The sequence below is a fragment of the Fictibacillus halophilus genome, from assembly GCF_016401385.1.
Classification (GTDB): Bacteria; Bacillota; Bacilli; order Bacillales; family Fictibacillaceae; genus Fictibacillus; species Fictibacillus halophilus.
On record NZ_JAEACF010000001.1, the window covers coordinates 1,226,912 to 1,248,677 of the forward strand.

A 21,766-nucleotide genomic window follows, 5' to 3' on the forward strand; every position below is an offset into this window, starting at 1 on the left:
ACCTTTTTCGTCACAGAAAAGGAGATAGAACATTGACAACATTTCAAGAACTAGGACTAAGTCCTGAGTTGCTTCAATCCATTAATAACATGGGATTTGAGGAAGCAACACCGATTCAGCGTGATACCATTCCAACAGCACTTAAGGGGACTGACCTTATTGGCCAGGCACAAACAGGGACTGGTAAGACAGCTGCGTTTGGTATACCGCTAATCGAAAAAATGGATACTAGATCACGATTCGTTCAAGGAATCGTATTAGCTCCAACTCGTGAGTTAGCTGTTCAAGTAGCAGAAGAACTCAATAAAATCGGTCAATTCAAAGGAATTAAAACATTGCCGATTTATGGTGGACAATCCATTGTTCGACAAATCAAAGCACTTAAAAATGGTCCACACATCGTAGTAGGTACTCCTGGACGTGTGCAAGACCACATCAACAGAAAAACATTGAAACTTGATAGCGTTCATACTGTAGTGCTTGATGAAGCGGACGAAATGCTTAACATGGGATTTGTTGAAGACATTGAAAAGATCTTAGAAAACGTTCCAACAGAACGTCACACGATGCTTTTCTCTGCAACAATGCCTAAGCAGATTCAAAACTTGGCTGCTAAATTCATGAAGGACGTATTGCTTATTAAAGTAAAAGCGTCTGAAATGACAGTAAAGAACATTGAACAAGAGTATGTTGAGGTGAAAGAACGTCAGAAGTTTGATGCGCTTTGCCGCTTTATGGATATTCACTCTCCAGAGCTTGCGATTGTTTTCGGTCGTACGAAGCGTCGTGTAGATGAATTATCTGAAGCTTTAAGCAAACGTGGATATTCAGCTGAAGGGATTCACGGTGACCTTCCGCAAGCAAAACGTGACAAAGTGTTACGCGCGTTCAAAAACAACACGATCGAAGTTCTTGTTGCCACAGACGTAGCTGCTCGTGGTCTTGACATCTCTGGTGTATCACACGTTTATAACTTCGATATTCCTCAAGATCCAGAAAGCTATGTTCACCGTATTGGACGTACTGGTCGTGCAGGAAAAACTGGTTATGCATTAACGTTTATCACGCCACGTGAAATCGATCACCTATACACGATCGAAAAAATCACAAAACGTAAAATGGTAAAACGTGCCATTCCTTCTGTATCAGAAGCAATGGAAGGACAACAGCAGATCACGCTTGAAAAGTTGATGGAAGTTGTAGAGCAAGATAACTTTAACGGTTATAAGCAAACAGCGGTTGAATTACTTGAAGAGAACGATTCAGTAACACTATTAGCTGCAGCGCTTAAGCTTCTTACAAAAGAACCTGATACGACTCCGATCAACCTTACAGATGAGCCGCCATTATCAGTTAAAAAGAGACGTCCTAATAATCGTTTCTCTGATCGTAGACGTTCTGGAGGAGGCCCTAAAAGAGAGGGTGGAGGCGGAAGAGATAATCGCCGTTCTGGATACTCTAAAGGCGAGCGCAGTGGTTCTCGTGATGGTGGAAACCGCAGCAGCAGCGGCAGCCGTGATCAATCATACCGTTCACAAAAACGTGTTCGTGAAGATTTTAAAAACAGATAAATCATACTAAGAAGCAAGGGAGATCTCCCTTGCTTTTTTGTTTTCGTTTCATAACTATGTTTAAATGAATCATACGAACTATCAATAATACAACAGTAAATACTGGTCTATCATGAAGAGAGGTTTACAGAGTTGAAAAAAATTTTAATCATTTCTGATACCCATATGCCGAAAAAAGGAAAGAGATTTCCTGAACCACTTTTAGACATACTAAGGAAGGATATCGATTACATATTTCATGCAGGAGACTGGACGGCACAATCTGTTTATGAAGAACTCAAAACGTTAGCGCCTGTTTATGGAGTAAAGGGGAACGTAGACAAAGAGAGTTGGAGCCATACTCTTCCTGAAAAAGTACTTGTCTATATTGAAGATGTAAAAATTGCAATGGTTCATGGACATCTTGGAAAGGGAAGATCGACACCTGAACGCGCATACAGAGAATGCGAAAAAGATCGCGCTGACCTGATCATATTTGGACATTCTCACATCCCGTTTCATGAAGAAAAAGGTGATACGGTACTTTTCAATCCCGGTTCGCCTACAGATAAAAGAAGGCAGAAGCAATTTTCGTATGGCATCGCAGAAATACATCAGTCAACGTTCACACTTACTCATCATTATTTTTCTTAATGCATGACAACCTGTAAAGAAGACATAATAATACAATCACAACACTTGGAGGAATAAAAATCATGCCAAATGGGGACAAATTCTTCTTTACAGCAAAAAATGGGGAAGAGATCATCTTAAGACCAGTAGAAGAAAAAGATGCAGCAGATATCACACAACATATAGAAGCGATCGTAAAAGCCGGTAGATACCTTCAAAAAGAGGAGCTGCATTCAGTTTCAGAAGAGATTGAGTTTATTCATGAGGTTAAGCGAAAGGGTAATTTGTACACAGCGGTCGAACGTAACGGAAAAGTAGTAGGTATCGCTAGAGTGCTAAAAGGAGAACTTCAAATGAAAAAACACACCGGTGTTTTTAGAACTTGGATTCACCCCGAAGCACAAGGCCTAGGTATTGGAAAAGAACTTCTAGCTCATACGTTAAGATGGGGAGAGAATAACAATTTACATAAGATATGGCTTACTGTTTTTTCCGGAAACGAGAAGGCGGTAAAGGTTTATGAAAAAGCTGGTTTTATAATCGAAGGAAAGCAAAGAGATCAAGTTATTATAGAAGGCGAATATGAAGATGAATACTTCATGGCGTATTTTTTTAACTCAACTCAAAAATAACTCAATCGGATTCCAAGATAATAGATAATCAATGGTGAAATCGCTATCATATATATGGTAAAGTGGATAGTGATACAGTATTGAAGACAGGTGGATACGATGAAGTCAACTGAAAAAGAACTATTGATAACAGAAAAACAAAGATTGATCGGTTTATATGAAGCGTTTCAACAAATGAACAATCGAAAAGAAGAAGATCAATTAAGCAAACTATTCCTTAAAGTAGCGAAGGAAGAGTTTGCTATAGCTTTTTGCGGGCATTTTTCTGCAGGAAAATCTAGCTTGATTAATGCACTATCACAAACTGGAATACTTCCATCCTCTCCAATTCCTACAAGTGCAAACATCGTTAAGATGGTAAGAGGAGAGGAAAGAGCAGTAGTTACTTTGAAAAATAAAGAAGTAGTTACATTTCATTCTCCATATGACGTAAATGAGATAAAAGAACTCTGTAAAGATGCAGAGCTTGTTGAGGAGATAGAGATCTATTATGGTGGTGACGAAAAGAACATAGAGAATATCGCTTATTACGACACACCAGGAATAGATTCGACCGATCCTCTTCATAAGAAAGCGACAGAAAACGTTGTCTATTTAGCGGATCTGATCTTTTATGTAATGGATTATAATCACATACTCTCTGAGACGAACATGGCATTCATCTCATCACTGATTCAAAGAGGAAAAGATGTCCGTTTAATCGTTAATCAGATTGATAAGCATCGTGAAGAAGAATTGAAGTTTACATCTTTTAAGGAAAACGTGTTTGAATCTTTTCAATCTCTTGGAATACCAAAAGAGCATATCTTTTTTACAAGTGTTAAAAAGCAAAATGTATCTCATAATGATCTAACTGCTCTAATGGCTTATCTAAAAAGAATCGAGCAAAACAAAGATGCACTTCTTTTAAAGCAAGTGAATAATCAGCTTCATCATTTTGTGCATGATTTTGTAAAAAGAACAGAAGAAGGTTTAGTAACCATTGATATTGTTAGCCAGAGATTAGCTTCTCTGTCTCAAGAACATGAAGATCTATCGAAAAAGTTATCTCAGATAAAACAGGACATCAATGAAAAAGAAGAAAGTGTTAAGGAGCAACTTGTTAACATTTTAGAATCAGCACAATTAATGCCATATGAGACGAGAGAAAAAGCAAGCTCCTTTATCGAATCTGCCAAAAAAGACTTTAAAGTAGGTGTATTCTTTTCTAAGCAGAAAACAGAACAAGAACGGACTTACCGAACAGATGCGTTACTAGGAAAACTTCAAGAGTCGATCGATGCGCATATCAACTGGCATGCTCAAAATTTCGTAAGCTCACTTCAAAAAGAGGTGGACCATAACCTTCCAGATTGGGGACCCATAAAAGCAGATAAAGACATGTTATATTCATTCGTCACACCGGGTCTATCTTCACAAGGGCAAGGTCTTTTAAACTATTGCAACAATTTATCAAATGACGTTAAAAAGAAAGCACGTCAAGAGGTCACAGAATGTATAAATGCTGTCAAAACATGTTTAAACTCAAAAGCAGATCATGAGCTATCAAACTTAAAAGAAGAGTTAAACAGACTAGAAAAAGAACGGGAAACGCTACATCATGAAAAAGAGATTGCAGAAAACTGGGATGAAGAAAAACATGAACTTCATGAACTGCTGTATGCCAATGTATCTGGTGATCGATCTATAGATGAATTTGAAAGAAAGTTTCTTGCTGAATACCAGCCTCTTTCGATCGAGACGTTTAAGGAAAAGTTTGATAAAGAACGGATAGAAAACCCCAAAGATCAATTTGAAGAGGAAAATCACGTTACATTACATTCAAATGAAGATTCACTTTCTAAAGAAACAGAAAAATTATCTATGGCAGCAAGAATACTTCAGCCGGTCAGAGGGCTCACACACTTAGCTGCTGAAATGGAGGAACTTCAAGAGAGACTAGATAAACGATCGTTTACGATGGTTCTCTTCGGTGCGTTTTCAGCCGGAAAATCATCGTTTGCGAACGCCTTATTTGGTGAGAGTATTCTTCCATCTTCACCAAATCCTACGACAGCTGCTATTAATGAGATAAGGTATCCAGATCGTGAACATCCCCATGGATCGATCAAGATCGAGATGAAGAGTGAAGAAGAACTAACACAAGAGCTCAATATTCTCTTAAAAACAACAAATCAAGCATTGAGCGAGTTACTTAATTCATCAGATAAGAGACTGGCTTCATACAAAGCAGGCTACTTGTGGGCTAAGGGTCATTTAGGAAACGTCCTAAATAAAGAAATCTCTGAGATCGGCGATTATGCTGCAGTTGAGACAAGAGCTTGTTTTATTAAAAAAATTACGATCTATTACAACTGCCCGTTAACCGAAAAAGGACTTGTGCTCGTCGATACACCAGGAGCGAACTCGATTCATTCTCGCCATACTGAAGTCGCGTTCGAATATATGAAACATGCGGATATCATCATTTATCTTACTTACTTTAACCATGCGTTTTCATATGCGGACCGAGAATTTTTGATTCAGTTAGGAAGAATAAAAGATACCTTCTCATCAGATAAGATGTTCTTTGCGATCAATGCTTCCGATCTAGCTGAAACGGAAGAAGACAAGAACGATGTCGTCCATCATGTGAAGAACAACCTTCTTACATTCGGAATCAGAAATCCGAGATTATTCCCGGTTTCTAGTAAAAACGAACTGATTGCGAGTAAACGTAAAGACAGTGGCTTTGATGCATTTTCATCAAGCTTAACTCATTACATCGAACATGAGTTGGAAAATGCCATGATCAAGAGTGCAAGATCGTCCGTTACACATGCTAAAACAGTCATTGAAAATATGATTAAAGAAACGGTTCAAAGAATGGAGAAAGAAGACGAGTATTTAGAGAGTCTTCAAAAGAGAGAAAACACGCTGATTGAATTTAGTAATGATTATATTAGAATATCAAAAAAACAATTCCTTCAAGAACAAAAAGAACTTTTGTATTATACAAAACAGCGGGTATTGATTCGTTATCACGATCTTTATAAAGAGACGATCCATCCGGCCGCTGTTCAAAGTTCTAAGAATGCATTAGCTCAAAGCATCGGAGAACTTTATGGAAAGATTTCGCATGATTTGCATCAAGAGTTCAAGGCATGTTCGTTACGTTTAGATCATTGGATTCAAAAAGACATGAAAGAAAAAGTAGCTCATTTAACATCTAAAGCAGATCAAGAAGGTGTGAGTTTGCAAGAGAGAAATGAGACTGGAGATCTGTTCAAAACTCCATCCTTTTCTTTGGATTTTGAGATACAGGATGAATCAAAACTGAAGAAGTGGCTATCTTATTTTAAGAATCCGAAACAGTTCTTTGAACAAGATGGTTCGAACGATCTGAAGAATCACCTTGTTGATGAGGTAGACAGTGAAGTAGAAAATTGGTTGATGGAAGCTGAAAAGAAACTCACCGACCATTATGAAGATGTTTTAGTCAACACAGAAAAAGCATACAAAACGCACATTATCAATCAGGTTTTTCACTATTTTGAAGAATTGAAGAAGCCTGGTGATCTAGAGGCAAGAATTCAAGAATTAAACAACTCACTTACACAGATTAGAAAGCTTGAAAAATAATCGTTAGTCCGAGGAAAGAATGTGGCATACCGCCTGTCCCGCAAAAAAGCGAGCACCTTAAACGAAAACCAACTACAAAGTTTACTAAAGCTATACAAAAATTAGAACAGCACCCTCTTTGATGAGGGTGCTGTTCTTTCATGTTCGCTTTAAAATTATATAAAAGTCGGTTTGTTTAAAGACTGATAAAGCTCTACAGAAGCAAGATCAGAGTTTGAAGGATGATTGTATGTTTCTTTATACTTTTCAGGTCCTTTACCCGTAATGATCACTACTGAGTTTGCTGGAGCTTCTTTGAGAGCAAAGAATATAGCATCGGTTCGATCTCCTATGATCACAGGTCTGTGAGAAGATGTAGGAATCGCTTTCTCTGTTTCTTCCAGAAGTTGATCACGATCTATTCCGTTTAAATCATCTACCGTTAAGACGGTCTTCGTACTGTATTCTAAAGAGATGCTAATCATGTCAGTGCGTTTTGTTAGATCTCTGTTTCCTCTAAATCCAAATACATGATAAAGGGGTCTGTTTCCCGCTTTTTTGCTCGCTGCTTCAAGCACCTGAGAAACTCCATCTGGGGTATGCGCATAATCCACGATTACTTCTGTCCCATTATGAAGGGTGATCTCTTCAAAGCGACCAGGAATTCCTTCGAAACTTTTTAGATATTCAACGGAGTTCTTGATAGGTATCCCATAATCTAAGGCTGCAGCGATCGCAGCAGTCGTGTTTAAGGCGTTGTATTCTCCTGGTAGTGGTAATGAAACGGTCACTTGAAGCGTTTCATGAACAAGGTTAAAAGAATCTATTCCTACGTCTTCTATATAGAAGTCATCTGACTTTCGTTTACCATAAGTCCAAATCTGTAAGTCATCTTTTGATCGCAGTTCATCTCTTAGCCGTTTACCATACTCACCTTCACTGCAGATTATGGCTGTTCCTTTACTTTTTAAGTATGAAAACAATTTAGATTTGCAGAGGTAGTAAGACTCCATCGTACCATGATAATCAAGATGATCATGAGTTAAATTTAGAAAGAGCGCTTGATCATACGTAATCCCATCGATTCTATTCTGTTCGATCCCATGCGAGCTAACTTCCATTACTACAACATCATCGTTGCTTTTTTGCAGCATCTTCTGCAATGTAACAGGATCTGGGGTAGTATGTGAACTTTTCACAATTTCGGAATTGATATAGTGATATACCGTACCGAACAGAGCAGAAGTCATATCATGAACATTGAGGATATGCTGTAATAAAAAGGATGTGGTTGTTTTGCCGTTCGTTCCCGTAATGCCGGTCATCTTGTGTTTTTTATATGGCTCTTCATAAAAGTAGGAAGCGGCCAAACTTAATAAACGTTTTGTATCACGAGCATATAGATAAACACCAGGGCCAATGTTTTCTTCATATTCCCCGATTACAGCTGCTGCACCATTTTCAAATGCTTCTTGTATGTACTGATGGCCATCAGCTTGAACACCAGAAATAGCAAAAAACAAGTATCCTGGTTTTACTTTTTTAGAGTGAGATGTGATCCCTGTGATCTCAGGATCATCCTCAATGGTTGTAGATATAGACAAGTGGCTTAATAAAGCTTTTAACTTCACAAAAACGCATCCTTTGAATAAATTAATTTTAGTTTTTTTCTAATTTAAGTTCTTATTCAGAAACATTAAATTAACCGTAATATGTTTATGTTAACTTATTCGAAAAAACTGCCCATTTTGAGGGCAGTTTAAGTAAGGGAATTTATAAAGTTTTCGATACCATCCATACCTTTTTTTAACTGTTCCATTGAGGCGGCATAGGAGATGCGAATGTATCCTTCTCCAATAACTGTAAAAGCATCACCTGGTACGACGGCAACTTCTTGTTCTTGTAAAAGCTTTAAAGCAAATTGATAAGAAGAGAGACCGTATCTTTTTATGGAAACAAAGATATAAAACGCTCCGTTTGGTTTTACGAACCTGAACCCCATATCGTGAAGGCGATTGTAACAATAATCTAACCGTTCTTTATAGGCGTTTCGCATTTCATATGCATCATCTTTACCGTTTGTTAATGCCTCGATAGCAGCTCTTTGAGAGATGGTTGAGGCACAAGTAACGTTGTACTGGTGAACCTTTAAGACATGCTGCATAAGATTACTTGGTCCGAAAAGCAACCCGATTCTCCAACCTGTCATGCTATGTGATTTTGAAAGCCCATTGATAACAAATGTTTTTTCTCGCATTCCTTCATAGTTCGCAATCGATCGATGTTCACCATCGTATTTTAGCTCGCTATAGATTTCATCGGATAGTACAAAGATATCTTTGTTAGAAAAGTAATGAGCAAGAGCCTTGATTTCATGTTCCTCCAGAACGGCACCTGTCGGATTAGAAGGAGTTGGGATAATAATCGCTTTTGTCTTTTCTGTTATATGTTTTTCGATTAGTTCAGGTGTTACCTTAAACCCTGTATGTGTTGTATCTATATAGATAGTGTTCGCACCGCATAGAGTAATTACGGGTTCATAACCAGGATAAATGGGAGCAGGAAGGAGCACATCATCACCTTCACTTAAGATGGTTCGTAATGTAATATCGATCGCTTCACTCGCTCCTGTCGTTACGATTATTTCTGACGATGGATCATAATGTAGAGCATATTTTTCTTGTAAGAAAGAAGAGGCAGCTTCTCTTAGTTCCATATAACCTGCGTTATGAGAATAAACGGTTTGATTATTATGTATCGCTCTGATTGCAGCTTCTTTAACATGCATAGGTGTTGGAAAGTCAGGTTGTCCTAATGTTAATGAGATTGCATTTGGAAACTGAGTAACTTCATTAAAGAATTTGCGAATGCCTGAGATTTGTATGTCTTTTGCTCTGTTGTTTAATAAATGTTCCACAAAAATAACTTCCTTTCATGATTTCGCACCAATTGACAAATGAAACGTTGCCATTAGTGTAGCTTTATTTGCTTTCTTGAGTCAATGGGTGGATTTTCTTGTATGGTTTTATGACTTTTTACAATACTAAAGATGTAATAGTACGGTTTTGGAGGAAATTATGGAAGCAAAGAAAAAGTGGGACTTACTTGCACTCGCATCCATTCCCCTTGTGATGACATTGGGGAATTCTATGCTGATACCCGTTTTGCCTGAGATCGGGAAAGAACTTAACATCAGTTCTTTTCAGGTTTCTTTAATCATTACGGTGTATTCGATCGTTGCTATCTTGTTGATTCCGATCGCTGGATATCTGTCAGACCGTTTTGGCCGTAAAAAAGTAATCATCCCTAGTCTTTTTATTGCCGGAATCGGAGGTTTGATCTGTGGTTGGGCCGCATGGCAATCCGATCATGCCTTTACTTTTATACTTATCGGAAGGTTTTTTCAAGGTGTTGGCTCTTCAGGTGCAGCACCGGTTGTTCTACCTTTAGTAGGAGACATGTTCAAAGAAGAAGAGGAAGTGAGTTCCGGCTTAGGATTAATCGAAACATCCAATACAGTCGGAAAAGTATTAAGTCCTATCCTAGGAGCATTTCTTGCAACAATCGTTTGGTTTTTACCGTTCTGGCTTATCCCTGTATTTTGTGTTGTTTCAATTTTGTTAGTATTATTCTTAGTTAAAGTTCCAAAAAAGGATCAAGAACAACAACCTTTTAAAGAATATCTAAAAAACGTGAAGCAAATTTTTCATAACGAAGGAAGATGGCTGACAGCCATTTTTTTAATCGGTGGCATTATCATGTTCGTACTGTTTGGTATCTTGTTCTATCTATCGACCATATTAGAAGAGAAATATGGTGTGAAGGGTGTCATGAAAGGATTAGTAATCGCTGTACCTTTATTAGCACTTTCCATAGCCTCCTTTATTGCAGGAAAGAAGATCAAACAAAATAAGATCATCATGAAGTGGTGTACGTTTATCTCGATGGCTCTGTTAGGTGGTTCCGTCTTTTTAATCACATTTACAGAGAACGTCTATTTTCTTTTAGGGGCTCTTTTTGTGGCAGGTATAGGAATTGGTGCTGCGCTACCAAGTTTAGATGCCCTCATTACAGAAGGAATTGAAAAAGAGGCAAGAGGAACGATAACTTCGATCTATAGTTCGATGAGGTTTGTGGGTGTGGCGCTCGGGCCTCCTATCTACGCTATCTTGATGAAACAGTCACATGAGATCGTCTTTTATACTTCTGCAGGTGTGAGTATTATTGGAGCCATTGCTGCATTCTTTGCTATCAAACCTGAGAAGAAAAAGGGTGGGGGAGACGAAGAGAAGAAAGATCCTAAGCCAACGTCAAAATTAAAACCTGCTTTAGAATAAAAGTCAGTGAACAAAAAACAAGGGCATTGCATTTAAAATCTATGCAAGCCCTTGTTTTTATTATTGTTTGATGAGTACGATTCTTGCAGGTGATGCATCAAGCCCTCTTATTTTAAGCGGAGCAGCCACCATCAAATATTCGCCTTCAGGAACTTCTTTTAATTGAAGTCCTTCGATAATAATGATGTTGTTTTGAAAAAGCTGTTTGTGAGTAGGATGATTTTCTTGTGCTCTCTCTACCCCTAATGCGTCGATTCCAACACCTACTATACCGATTTCAGCCAATACTTTGGCGGCATCACTGTTTACGTAAATAAATTCAAAGTTGAATTCTGTGTCCCAGGAATTTTTTGTTTTAAAAAGGACGAAATCATCTTTTTGAATATCTTTATCAGCCAAATCTTCAGCTGAAATGTAACCAGTAGAACTTGTAAGATCGATGACTTTCGCTTTTCGAACCAATTTTTCGATCGGAAGGGTTTCAATCGTATCACCGCCAGGAACCATATGTAGAGGAGCGTCAACATGTGTTCCTGTGTGAACATCCATTGAGATACGCGTTTCTGTAACATGACCATTTTGTGCTGTGTTGAACTGTGGTTGTTTCTCAGGTTTGTTTTTATAGACCGGCATTCCCTCGAAAATCGGTAATGAGACATCATATATTTTCATGAACTAACATTCCTCTCTAACTTTTGTAGGTTCCCACCAAGAATGTCCGTCAGCTTTCAAGAGTTCGTCCGCTTCCACAGGTCCCATGCTTCCTGACGGATAGTGAGTGAGTGGAGCTCCCGTTCCGTCTTGCCATGATTTCGTAATTCGGTCAATAAAGTCCCAGCTCAGTGCCACTTCATCCCAGCGTGTGAAATAAGTAGAATTACCAAGAAGGCAATCGTGCAGAAGCTTCTCATATGCTTCTGGTGAGTTCATTTCGGCTGTATTCTTATTGTTGTATGTCATATCGATCGGCAAGAGGTCAGGCGTGTCACCTTTTGGTTTAGCATTTAGAGTTAGACTAACACCTTCATCTGGTTGAACATGAATTCTTAATAAATTTGGTAGATAGTTTTCTGTGTTCGCATGATAGAGTGCCATCGGACCTTGTTTAAATTGAATGACGATCTCTGTAGATTTTACAGCCATTCGTTTACCTGTTCGAATATAAAACGGAACGCCTGTCCAACGGAAATTGTCAATAAACAACTTAGCTGCTACAAATGTTTCTGTTTGAGACTTCGGATCAACATTCTCTTCATTTAAATAACCAGGAACTTGTTCTCCGTTCATTGATCCTTCTGAATATTGTCCACGGATTACATTCTTCTTCACTTCTTCTTCTGAAAAGAAGCGTAGGGAACGTAGGACCTTCACTTTTTCGTCACGGATGTGTTCAGGCTTTAATTCACCCGGCGGTTCCATGGCCACCATCATGACCATTTGAAGCATATGGTTTTGTACCATATCAAGTAGGGCACCTGATTTTTCATAATAACCTGCACGGTCTTCAACACCTAATGTTTCACTTGATGTGATCTGAACCGAGTCAATATATTTATTGTTCCAGATGGATTCAAAAATGGCATTTCCGAAACGGATCACTTGGATGTTCTGAACCATCTCTTTTCCAAGATAGTGATCGATGCGGTAAATATCATTTTCATTGAAACTTTGCTGAATCTCTTCATTTAATTTTGTTGCAGAAGGCAAGTCATTACCGAATGGTTTTTCAATTACAATCCGTTGCCAACCTTCCGTATTCGTGATTCCTTCTGATTTTAAGAAGGTAGGAATCGTTCCGAAGAACTTAGGAGCCATCGCCAGATAATACAGGCGATTTCCGTTTGTCTGATAATCTCTGTCGAGTACGTTCAAAAGCTCTTCTAGCTCATGATAGCTTGCTTCACTCGTTACATCCATCTTTAGATAATAAAAATGAGAAGCAAACTTTTCTACGATTTGGCGATCTGCACCTTGTGCATGTTCATGTATAGCAGACATAACCTCAGCTTGAAACTCTTCATGAGAGAATTCTTTTCTTGAAACACCTACAACAGAAAAGTTCTCTTTCATATGTCCCTTTTGATACAATTGATAAAGAGCGGGGAAAAGTTTTCTGTGAGCAAGGTCACCAGTCGCTCCGAACAATACGATGGATGCGTTAGGAATACTATGTATCATCTGTACGTCACTTCTTTCTATCTTTTCTAATAGTTACAGCTTTCCCTAGATGTAGTTAAAATAACGAACTACTTCATAAAACAGGAGGTCAAATATGTCGAATTTCGTAAGTCCTGAATGGGTGAACCAAAAAGTGAACAGTGCTGATGTCGTGATCTTTGATTGCAGGTTCTCATTAGCTGAACCTTCAAAGGGATATGAACTGTATAAGAACGATCACATCGAAGGTGCCATTTATGCTGATCTTGATCAACATCTCTCAAGCACAGTATCTACCCATGGTGGTCGTCATCCATTACCTTCCGTAAACATACTATCACAATTTTTTAGCCGTTGTGGTGTTGACCAAGAAAAAATTGTAGTCGCCTATGATGATCAATCAGGCAGCATGGCTGCAAGACTTTGGTGGATCTTGAAATACTTAGGACATGATAACGTTTATGTCATGCAAGGCGGCTATACACACTATAAAGAAAAAGGATATGTCATCTCAAGTAAAATGCCTGTCGAAAAACCTGTATATTTTACTCCAAAAGTAAGGAAAGAAATGTTAATGAACAAAGATGACGTGTTACGAGAAATGAACAATAAGGATACTCTTATCATAGATGCACGAGAACCCAAACGATATAAAGGAGAGATCGAGCCTATCGATCATAAGGCGGGTCATATACCAGGTGCCAAAAACATACCTTGGGAAAGTCATATGCTAAAACCCGGCTGGTGGAAAAGCCGAGAAGAACTTGAAACGAAGTATAGTGGAATGAATGAAAGCAATCCTGTGGTAGTATATTGTGGCTCAGGTGTTACAGCATGCGTCAACATACTTGCAATGGATGAAGCGGGAATCACGAACAAAGCTCTTTATGCTGGCAGCTGGAGTGATTGGATCAGTTATGATGAAAATCCAATACTAAAAGAAGCTACCAAATAAAATTTCATGTACCGTAAATAAAAATGTTTTAGGAGATAAAAATGAAACAAAGCGATTTACATACCCATACCACAGCATCTGATGGGACCTTTACTCCTGCAGAAAATGTTAGGAGAGCTTTTGAAAAAGGTCTCGGCGCTATAGCGATCACCGATCATGATACAGTTAATGGAATTCGGGAAGCGATGATAGAAGCCAAAAAGCATGAAGACTTTACGGTAATCCCAGGTATTGAGATAAGTACCCTATACGAAGGTCAAGATATCCATGTATTAGGTTATTTTATAGACTATGAAGATGAAAACTTTTTAAAAGCACTAAGCTCCCTTACTTCTGTTAGAGATAAAAGAAATAAGATGATTCTTGAAAATTTGAACAACCTTGGCATCCCTGTAAAGGAATCTGAGTTAGAAGCAAAAAGACATGGCAATGGAAATGTTGGAAGAGGGCACATTGCAGAGATTTTGATGGAAAAAGGAATCGTGAAGTCACTTCCTGAAGCTTTTGAAAAGTTTTTAGGAAAAGGGAAAGCTGCTTATGCTTCCACAGACCGCATCTCTCCAATCGAAGCGATTCAATTGATCAAAAAAGCAAAAGGAGTACCTGTACTAGCTCATCCAGGTATATATGGAGCAGATGAACTCATTCCGATTCTAAGTGAGAATGGACTAGTCGGACTAGAATTTTACCATCCAGATCATACGGAGAAACAGGTTGCTTATTATGAGAAATTAGCAGATAAACACTCCTTAATAAAAACAGCAGGTAGTGATTTTCACGGTTTTCGTAACGGGGAAGTTTTCCATGGTGACATTGGAAGCTGTTCAGTCCCGATCAGCACCATAGATGTTTTAAAACGTTTTCGTAAATAATGCTTGCTAGTCGGCCTAGAACCTTATAAGATTCAATACGGAACATATTGATTGTGAGAGGAAGAATGGGTTTGACTTGGGATCTATTGAACATCATTGGAACGATCGCATTTGCTATTTCAGGTGCTTTAGTTGCAATGGAAGAAGATTATGATATTTTAGGCGTCTTTATATTAGGACTGGTCACAGCATTTGGCGGAGGAATATTAAGAAATGTGTTGATCGGTCTCCCCGTAGACACGATTTGGGAGCAGGGACTTCTATTAAAATCAGCATTAGCATCTATGGGAATCGTATTCTTTATGCCAGAGAGCATGATTCAATTTTCAAAGAGAAGCCTTCACTTTTTTGATGCCATCGGCCTTTCAGCGTTCGCGATTCAAGGTGCGATCGCTGCAACAAGTATGAATCATCCTATTAGTGCAGTGATCGTTGCTGCAATCTTAACAGGTATCGGCGGTGGAATGATTCGTGACGTATTAGCTGGTCGAAAGCCGGTCGTATTGCGCGAAGAGATTTATGCAGTTTGGGCTTTATTAGGTGGTTTAGTAGTTGGCCTTAATATCGTGAATAGTACAGTGGAGTATATGATTCTTTTTGTTTCTTTAGTTGTGTTTAGAATGTTGTCTCTGAAACTTAATTGGAAACTTCCACATAGAGCTTTGTGATTTAATTTACGGTTTTTTCAAAAAGATTGTTACTTTTAAATCATTGTCTCCATAGACAGGTGATTGGAGCGCATGGGGGCAAGATTCCTAAAGGCATAAAAGAAGCAGGAGCTCTCCCGATCGCCCATGGAAAGCGAGTATATGTGAACGGAAATCAACGACTTTCAAAAGCAAGAAAACTTACGGAAACAACCTTAATTTAATAGCCTATCATTGTAACCACCCTAAAGCGAGGGTGGTTTTTTGTGCAGGAGTTTAAGCATATATTATGGAAATTATGAAAAGAGGAAGTTAATAGGAGGCGAAACAATGAAGACCACATATTACGAGAACAAAGAAATCAATAAGACTCATTTTATCGCGGATACATGTTTTGATTATTATAGCGAACGCATAAGAGCAGACGATTATCGTGGAAACATAAACTTTTTTTCAGAATGGCTTGAAGAAGAAGCGAAGAACAACGGATTTCATAAGATCATTGTTAAATCTAAAAGAGATGATATCGCTTCCTGGCAGGAGATCGGCTATATAAATGAAGGAGAGTTTAAAGGATATTTTAATGGTGCGTCAGCATACGCGATGTGTAAATACCTTACAAATGAAAGAAGAAACAGCGAATATTGGGTAGATGAGGATCGCATTTTAAGAGATGTCTTAAAGCTAGAAACAGGAACAAAAAATCAGCCTCTCCAGAACAACTATTTTTTAAGAATGGCTGATGTTCAGGATGCAGAGTCACTTGCAGGGCTTTATGGAGATGTGTTTCAAGTGTATCCGACGCCTATGAACGATGCTGAGTATGTAAGGAAGATGATTAAATCAGGCACTCTATTTTGTGTCATAGAGCATGAAGGAAAAATCATTAGTGCTGCTTCTGCTGACGTTAATGAAACTTATAATAATGCTGAAATCACAGACTGTGCGACGATTCCAGAGCACCGAAAATTTGGTCTTATGAAGCATCTGATCGATCAGCTTGAAAAAGAGTTATTTCAAAGAAATATCTATTGTTCTTATTCGATTGCGAGAGGGCTCTCTTTTGGCATGAATGCTGTTTTCCATCAAAAAGGCTACGTATATAAGGGAAGACTGGCGAACAACTGTAAAATTTTTGACAAATACGAAGATATGAACATTTGGGTAAAGGATTTATCGAGATGAGTGCCGAATTTTAGGCATAAGGTGACAAAAATTAAGCACTCTTGGTGGTGATCTTTTTGATTTCTAAATCATTAGAAACGGCAGAAACCTTAAATGCAATTTTAAAGACGATTGATGAAGGAATCCATGTCGTTGATGCAGATGGAATTACAATCTTTTATAATTCAGTAGCAGCATCATTAGATGGATTAACATCAGATGAGGTTCATCATCATCATGTGCTTGATGCATTTCCTTCCTTAACAAAGGAAACGAGCACGTTACTCAAGGTGATCGAAACAGGCAAACCCATCTTTAACGAACATCAATCCTATACGAATCGTAAAGGTAAGCAGATCGACACAGTAAATTCTACACTGCCACTTTGGTTGAATGGAGAACTGATCGGTGCTGTAGAAGTAGCGAAAGATCTTTCAAAAATTAGAGTTCTTTCTGAGCAACTGATTGATCTGCAAAAGAAGATGAAAGTTAAGAAAAAAACAAATAAAGATCAACCGTTTGCAGCTTACCATTTCTCTGATATCATCACGGACGATCCCGAACTAAACGAGATAAAATTACAATGTAACCAAGCTTCTCAGACCAATTCGCCAATCATGTTATATGGAGAAACAGGCACAGGGAAAGAGATGTTCGTTCAAGCGATACACAATTCTTCTAAACGTGCTTTCAATCCGTTTGTTGTTCAAAATTGCGCCGCGATTCCGGGACCTTTGCTTGAAGGGATTTTATTTGGCACGACAAAAGGCAGTTTTACAGGTGCCATCGATCGGCCAGGAGTGTTTGAGTTAGCAGATGGAGGCACTTTATTCTTAGATGAACTCAATTCGATGCCTGTTGAATTGCAAGCAAAGCTATTGAGGGTCGTACAAGAAGGTGTGGTAGAGCGAATAGGCAGTCATGTTTCTCGAAGTGTGGATGTTAGGATTATTTCTGCGTTAAACGAACAACCAGATGTTTGTATGGAACAAGGAAAGCTGCGAAGAGATCTTTATTATCGATTAAATGTGGTTTATTTTGAACTGCCACCTTTGAGAGAAAGAAAAGGGGATATTTCTTACTTAGTGAATCATTTTATTAACCACTTTAATCGTACTTTTGGAAAAAAGGTAAAAGGATTCACTTCTGAAGCTGTAAAGGTCATACAACGTTATTCCTGGCCCGGAAATGTACGAGAACTGAAACATGCGATCGAACACTGTATGAATTTTGCTGAAGATGAATCGCTGATAGAAGCTTCCTTACTTCCGAGACATGTAACGATTAATGATGTACCTGCTCGCGTAGTAAGAAAAGAATTAACAACCATCCCTTCATTAAGACAGGCATTAGGAGATTATGAGAAACACATCATTGAGATGGCACTAGATCATACTGCTGGCAATATTCTTCAAGCTGCAAAGATTTTAGGAATACCAAGACAAACCCTGCAATATAAAATAAAACAAAGATGAACTGCCGAATTTCCGGCAGTTCATCTTTGTTTTATTCGTTTTCATTAGGCCCACATTTTGAAGATCATGCATAAACTATAGGATAAATCATATATTCAGAACTTTCTGTAACTTGGCACGCTTCTTGCATGAATAATGAGTGTAGAAATAAAGGAGGTCATTAGAATGCCTGTAGTGAATGGATTATTCAAACCAAAGAAACACTGGAGTGAATTTGAATTATGGAAAGATGTCACAGAAGAGCAATGGAATGATTGGCTTTGGCAGCTGACTAACACGATCAGAAATTTGAAAGATCTTAAAAGTATCATTAACTTGACGCCCGAAGAAGAAGAAGGCGTTAAAATTTCCACGATGACGATTCCATTAAACATTACACCTTATTATGCATGGCTCATGGATCAAGATGATCCACGATGTCCGATTCGTATGCAGTCCGTTCCGATCGGTAAGGAGATCTTAAAGACGAAATACGATTTGGAAGACCCTTTGCATGAAGACGAAGATTCCCCTGTTCCAGGGCTTACGCACCGCTATCCTGATCGTGTTCTTTTTCTTGTAACCAATCAGTGTTCGATGTATTGCCGTTATTGTACGAGAAGACGTTTTTCTGGGCAGATTGGTATGGGTGTACCCAAGAAACAATTGGATGCAGCCATCAACTATATTCGAAACAATCCTCAAGTTAGGGATTGTTTAATCTCAGGCGGCGACGGGTTATTAATTAATGACAACATCTTAGAATATATATTAAAGAACTTAAGGGAGATTCCTCATCTAGAGATCATTAGGATCGGAACTCGAGCTCCAGTCGTTTTCCCACAAAGAATTACAGAAAACTTATGCAACATCTTAAAGAAGTATCACCCGGTTTGGTTAAATACACATTTCAATACTTCAATTGAAATTACAGAAGAATCAAAAAGAGCGTGTGAGATGCTCGCGAATGCTGGAGTCCCTGTAGGCAATCAATCTGTTATTCTTGCAGGAATCAACGATAGTGTTCCTATCATGAAAAAGCTGATGCATGATCTTGTGAAGATCAGAGTCAGACCATACTATATCTATCAATGTGATCTGTCTGAAGGCATCGGACATTTCCGTGCACCTGTTTCTAAAGGTTTGGAGATTATTGAAGGTTTGCGTGGTCATACATCTGGTTATGCAGTTCCAACGTTTGTAGTAGATGCTCCTGGAGGCGGAGGGAAGATTGCTGTTCAGCCAAACTATCTTATATCTCAATCGCCAGAAAAGGTAGTGCTTCGTAACTTCGAAGGAGTGATCACTTCTTACCCTGAACCTCAAAACTATCAAGCTGGAAGGGCAGATGCTTATTTTAATGAAGTGATGGGAACGAATCACATCAAGCCAGCGATCGGTGTTTCAGCTCTTATGAGTGATGAAGCGTTCAACCTCGTTCCCAAAGGATTAAAGCGCCTTGAACGAAGAGAAGACTATGATACGAATCCGGAGCATAGTTCATTAAAAGATAAACGTGATAAACGCGATGAATTGAAAGAGAAAAAATATAAGTTTGAGCAGACAAAAGACGAAGGAATTGCAGCGACTCCTGAAGAACAAAGAAATGCATAGAGAGGAGGATAACATGAAGTGCTTATGGTGTGAGAGTGAAGAAGCAGAGCAGGCAGGATTGACAGGGTATTGGGAACTGCCGGATGGTTCAAGAGCCGTTCAAATAACTGTGATCCCTTCTGTATCCTGTTCATCTTGTGGTATGGAATATCAAGAAGATCATATTGTAGATGAGATTGAAGATCAACTCATGTTAATAGATACAAAGAAGATAGATTCAAAGATTTCTTATGCAGAATTAATGAGCATACCGAGGTTTTTGAAGAAGAATTATTTTAAGTTGTAACATCAGTAGAGTAAGGGAGTATCTTTTTTAAATTATTATTTTCGCAATCTTTGTTGCGTATGGAAGTGTTGATTTCCATTACAGTCTGCTCGCTTTCCACGGGGCAGGCAGTGAGCCACATTCGTACGTTTTACGTATAAGTGTCTCACCTGTCTAGTTGCAGAGGCTAGCCCCTCTAGGTCAAAAGTTAAATGGCCCACAAGGCAAAGTGCGCCTTGATAGCCTTTCACCTTTTACTGGTCGGGGCTGAACGAGCCTCTTCCACTTTTAGGACTGCCCGCTTGTCCCGTAGGAGTCTCGCAACTTACACTCCAATCAACTGTCAAAGTTGGCAAGGATTTAAAGCAACAAACTTTTAGAAAAGAGCGTTTCAATCAAATGATTATCTAAAAGCTAGTCGCTAAATATCTTAGCTACTTCTTGAGAGAGACAGTGAAAATAGTTTTAAATAAAGATATTTCCTTTTTAACCCTCATGAGGAAGGAGCCTTTTTTATGAGAAAATCACATCTCATCAAACCGGTTCTAGGAAGCGAATATCCTGTTATCAGTCATGGTAAAGGAATCTATTTATACGATAAAGAAGGAAAGCAATATATTGATGGCTCGTCAGGTGCGATCACATGTAATATCGGTCACGGTGTTCATGAAGTTGCTGAAGCGATGTGGAATCAAGCAAACCATGTATCATTCGTATACCGTTCGCAGTTTACAAGTGAAGCTGCAGAACAACTAGCGGAAAAAATAGCTCATTATGCGCCAGGAGATTTAAATTCCGTATTCTTTGTAAATAGTGGATCAGAAGCAACCGAGACGGCACTTAAGGTTGCTATTCAGTATTTCCAAGAACAAGGAGACATGACGAAAACAAAAGTCATATCACGATGGACCAGTTATCACGGAATTACATTAGGGGCACTATCGATGTCCGGTCATAAATTAAGGCGTCAACGTTTCGCGGCATTGCTTGAAGACTTTCCTGCAGCACACCCCCCATATTGTTATCAGTGTCCATTAAAAGAGACGTATCCTGGTTGTGGTGTAAAATGTGCAGACGACTTAGAATCTTCTATTCAAGCGATAGGACCAGATCAAATCGCTGCATTTATTGCAGAACCAATCATCGGTGCATCTGGAGGAGCGATCGTACCACCAGACGAGTACTTTGGGAAAATACGAGAGATCTGTGATAAATATAATATTTTAATGATCGCTGATGAAGTGATGACAGGTATGGGACGTACCGGAAAAATGTTCGCGATGGAACATTGGGATGTAACTCCTGACATTATTGCGATTGGAAAAGGCATGAGTGCGGGCTATACACCGATGGCGGCAACTATCGTATCAGACCGTATTATGAACGTGATCGAAGCCGGAAGTAAAGTGGTTATGAGCGGACACACGTTTAGCGCAAATCCACAATCTGCTGCTGTTTGTCTTGCTGTTATCGATTATATGGAAAGAAATAAACTTCAAGAAAACGCAGAAGTTATGGGCCAATATCTGATGAACCATCTACAGCGTCTTCAGTGGAAGTATCCGCTTATCGGCGATGTAAGAGGAAAGGGTTTATTATGTGGCATTGAATTTGTTAAGAATCCGATCACGCGAGAACCTTTTGAGATCACTACAAAAGTCACAGACCGGCTGTTATCTATCTGTTTAGATAACGGACTGCTCGTTTACCCTGCAGTTGGTGGAGTAACAGGATTTTCAGGAGACTCTATTCTTTTATCTCCACCATTGAACGTTACGAAAGAACAGATAGCAGACATCATAGATATTCTAGATCAATCCATCGGTGAACTGACGACTCAACTCATTACAGAAGGTTTATATATTACAGAAGCGACCAGTTGAAAG

Annotated in this window: 17 protein-coding genes; 13 read left to right on the plus strand and 4 right to left on the minus strand. The window is 38.8% G+C overall.

Features of this window, described 5'->3' with window-relative positions; translation table 11 throughout:
• Positions 1-32 precede the first annotated feature (32 nt).
• The 4 genes from cshA to I5J82_RS06480 all read left to right on the plus strand — a co-directional run bounded on the left by cshA (position 33) and on the right by I5J82_RS06480 (position 6,436).
• Complete coding sequence (gene cshA, locus I5J82_RS06465; RefSeq protein ID WP_269819565.1) at positions 33-1,571, plus strand: degradosome RNA helicase CshA; 1,539 nt, start codon at positions 33-35, stop codon at positions 1,569-1,571.
• Between the two features lie 132 nt (positions 1,572-1,703).
• Positions 1,704-2,204 carry a metallophosphoesterase family protein gene (locus tag I5J82_RS06470; RefSeq protein WP_198767133.1) on the plus strand — a complete coding sequence of 167 codons (501 nt, stop codon included), beginning with the start codon at positions 1,704-1,706 and terminating at the stop codon, positions 2,202-2,204.
• A gap of 62 nt (positions 2,205-2,266) precedes the next feature.
• Positions 2,267-2,815 carry a GNAT family N-acetyltransferase gene (locus I5J82_RS06475; protein WP_198767134.1) on the plus strand — a complete coding sequence of 183 codons (549 nt, stop codon included), beginning with the start codon at positions 2,267-2,269 and terminating at the stop codon, positions 2,813-2,815.
• Between the two features lie 99 nt (positions 2,816-2,914).
• Positions 2,915-6,436 carry a dynamin family protein gene (locus I5J82_RS06480; protein ID WP_198767135.1) on the plus strand — a complete coding sequence of 1,174 codons (3,522 nt, stop codon included), beginning with the start codon at positions 2,915-2,917 and terminating at the stop codon, positions 6,434-6,436.
• Positions 6,437-6,591: 155 nt separating this feature from the next.
• Here I5J82_RS06480 and I5J82_RS06485 read toward each other — a convergent pair whose 3' ends face one another.
• Both I5J82_RS06485 and I5J82_RS06490 read right to left on the minus strand, forming a co-directional pair.
• Entirely contained in the window at positions 6,592-8,046 is a 1,455-nt protein-coding gene (locus I5J82_RS06485; protein WP_198767136.1) for a UDP-N-acetylmuramoyl-L-alanyl-D-glutamate--2,6-diaminopimelate ligase, read from the minus strand.
• A gap of 128 nt (positions 8,047-8,174) precedes the next feature.
• Positions 8,175-9,332, minus strand: a complete 1,158-nt coding sequence (locus tag I5J82_RS06490; protein WP_198767137.1) for an aminotransferase A — start codon at positions 9,330-9,332, stop codon at positions 8,175-8,177.
• Positions 9,333-9,492: 160 nt separating this feature from the next.
• Here I5J82_RS06490 and bcbE point away from each other — a divergent pair, with 160 nt between their 5' ends.
• Positions 9,493-10,752 (plus strand): bacillibactin exporter BcbE, encoded by a 1,260-nt coding sequence (bcbE, locus tag I5J82_RS06495; protein ID WP_198767138.1) that lies wholly within the window; start codon positions 9,493-9,495, stop codon positions 10,750-10,752.
• Positions 10,753-10,812: 60 nt separating this feature from the next.
• Here the strand turns inward: bcbE and I5J82_RS06500 are convergent, their stop codons facing one another.
• Together I5J82_RS06500 and zwf are read right to left on the minus strand one after the other, a co-directional pair.
• Positions 10,813-11,424 (minus strand): cyclase family protein, encoded by a 612-nt coding sequence (locus I5J82_RS06500; RefSeq protein ID WP_198767139.1) that lies wholly within the window; start codon positions 11,422-11,424, stop codon positions 10,813-10,815.
• A 3-nt stretch (positions 11,425-11,427) separates the two neighbouring features.
• The gene (gene zwf / locus I5J82_RS06505; RefSeq protein ID WP_198767140.1) at positions 11,428-12,930 is read right to left on the minus strand and encodes a glucose-6-phosphate dehydrogenase; all 1,503 of its coding nucleotides are present in this window, start codon (positions 12,928-12,930) and stop codon (positions 11,428-11,430) included.
• Between the two features lie 94 nt (positions 12,931-13,024).
• Between zwf and I5J82_RS06510 the strand changes: the two genes are divergently transcribed.
• The 8 genes from I5J82_RS06510 (at position 13,025) to I5J82_RS06545 (ending at position 21,763) form a co-directional block, all read left to right on the plus strand.
• On the plus strand, positions 13,025-13,864 hold the full coding sequence (locus tag I5J82_RS06510; protein WP_198767141.1) for a sulfurtransferase: 840 nt from the start codon (positions 13,025-13,027) through the stop codon (positions 13,862-13,864).
• A gap of 41 nt (positions 13,865-13,905) precedes the next feature.
• Complete coding sequence (locus I5J82_RS06515) at positions 13,906-14,736, plus strand: PHP domain-containing protein (protein ID WP_198767142.1); 831 nt, start codon at positions 13,906-13,908, stop codon at positions 14,734-14,736.
• Positions 14,737-14,807: 71 nt separating this feature from the next.
• Entirely contained in the window at positions 14,808-15,404 is a 597-nt protein-coding gene (locus tag I5J82_RS06520) for a trimeric intracellular cation channel family protein (RefSeq protein WP_198767143.1), read from the plus strand.
• 309 nt (positions 15,405-15,713) lie between these two features.
• A complete protein-coding gene (ablB, locus tag I5J82_RS06525; protein WP_198767144.1) occupies positions 15,714-16,568 on the plus strand; it encodes a putative beta-lysine N-acetyltransferase in 855 nt (284 codons plus the stop codon).
• Positions 16,569-16,615: 47 nt separating this feature from the next.
• The gene (locus I5J82_RS06530) at positions 16,616-18,022 is read left to right on the plus strand and encodes a sigma-54 interaction domain-containing protein (protein WP_408610386.1); all 1,407 of its coding nucleotides are present in this window, start codon (positions 16,616-16,618) and stop codon (positions 18,020-18,022) included.
• A gap of 165 nt (positions 18,023-18,187) precedes the next feature.
• Positions 18,188-19,615 carry a lysine 2,3-aminomutase gene (gene kamA / locus I5J82_RS06535; protein ID WP_198767146.1) on the plus strand — a complete coding sequence of 476 codons (1,428 nt, stop codon included), beginning with the start codon at positions 18,188-18,190 and terminating at the stop codon, positions 19,613-19,615.
• Between the two features lie 13 nt (positions 19,616-19,628).
• The gene (locus tag I5J82_RS06540; RefSeq protein WP_198767147.1) at positions 19,629-19,901 is read left to right on the plus strand and encodes a YokU family protein; all 273 of its coding nucleotides are present in this window, start codon (positions 19,629-19,631) and stop codon (positions 19,899-19,901) included.
• A 494-nt stretch (positions 19,902-20,395) separates the two neighbouring features.
• Positions 20,396-21,763, plus strand: a complete 1,368-nt coding sequence (locus I5J82_RS06545) for an aspartate aminotransferase family protein (RefSeq protein ID WP_198767148.1) — start codon at positions 20,396-20,398, stop codon at positions 21,761-21,763.
• Positions 21,764-21,766: the final 3 nt, after the last annotated feature.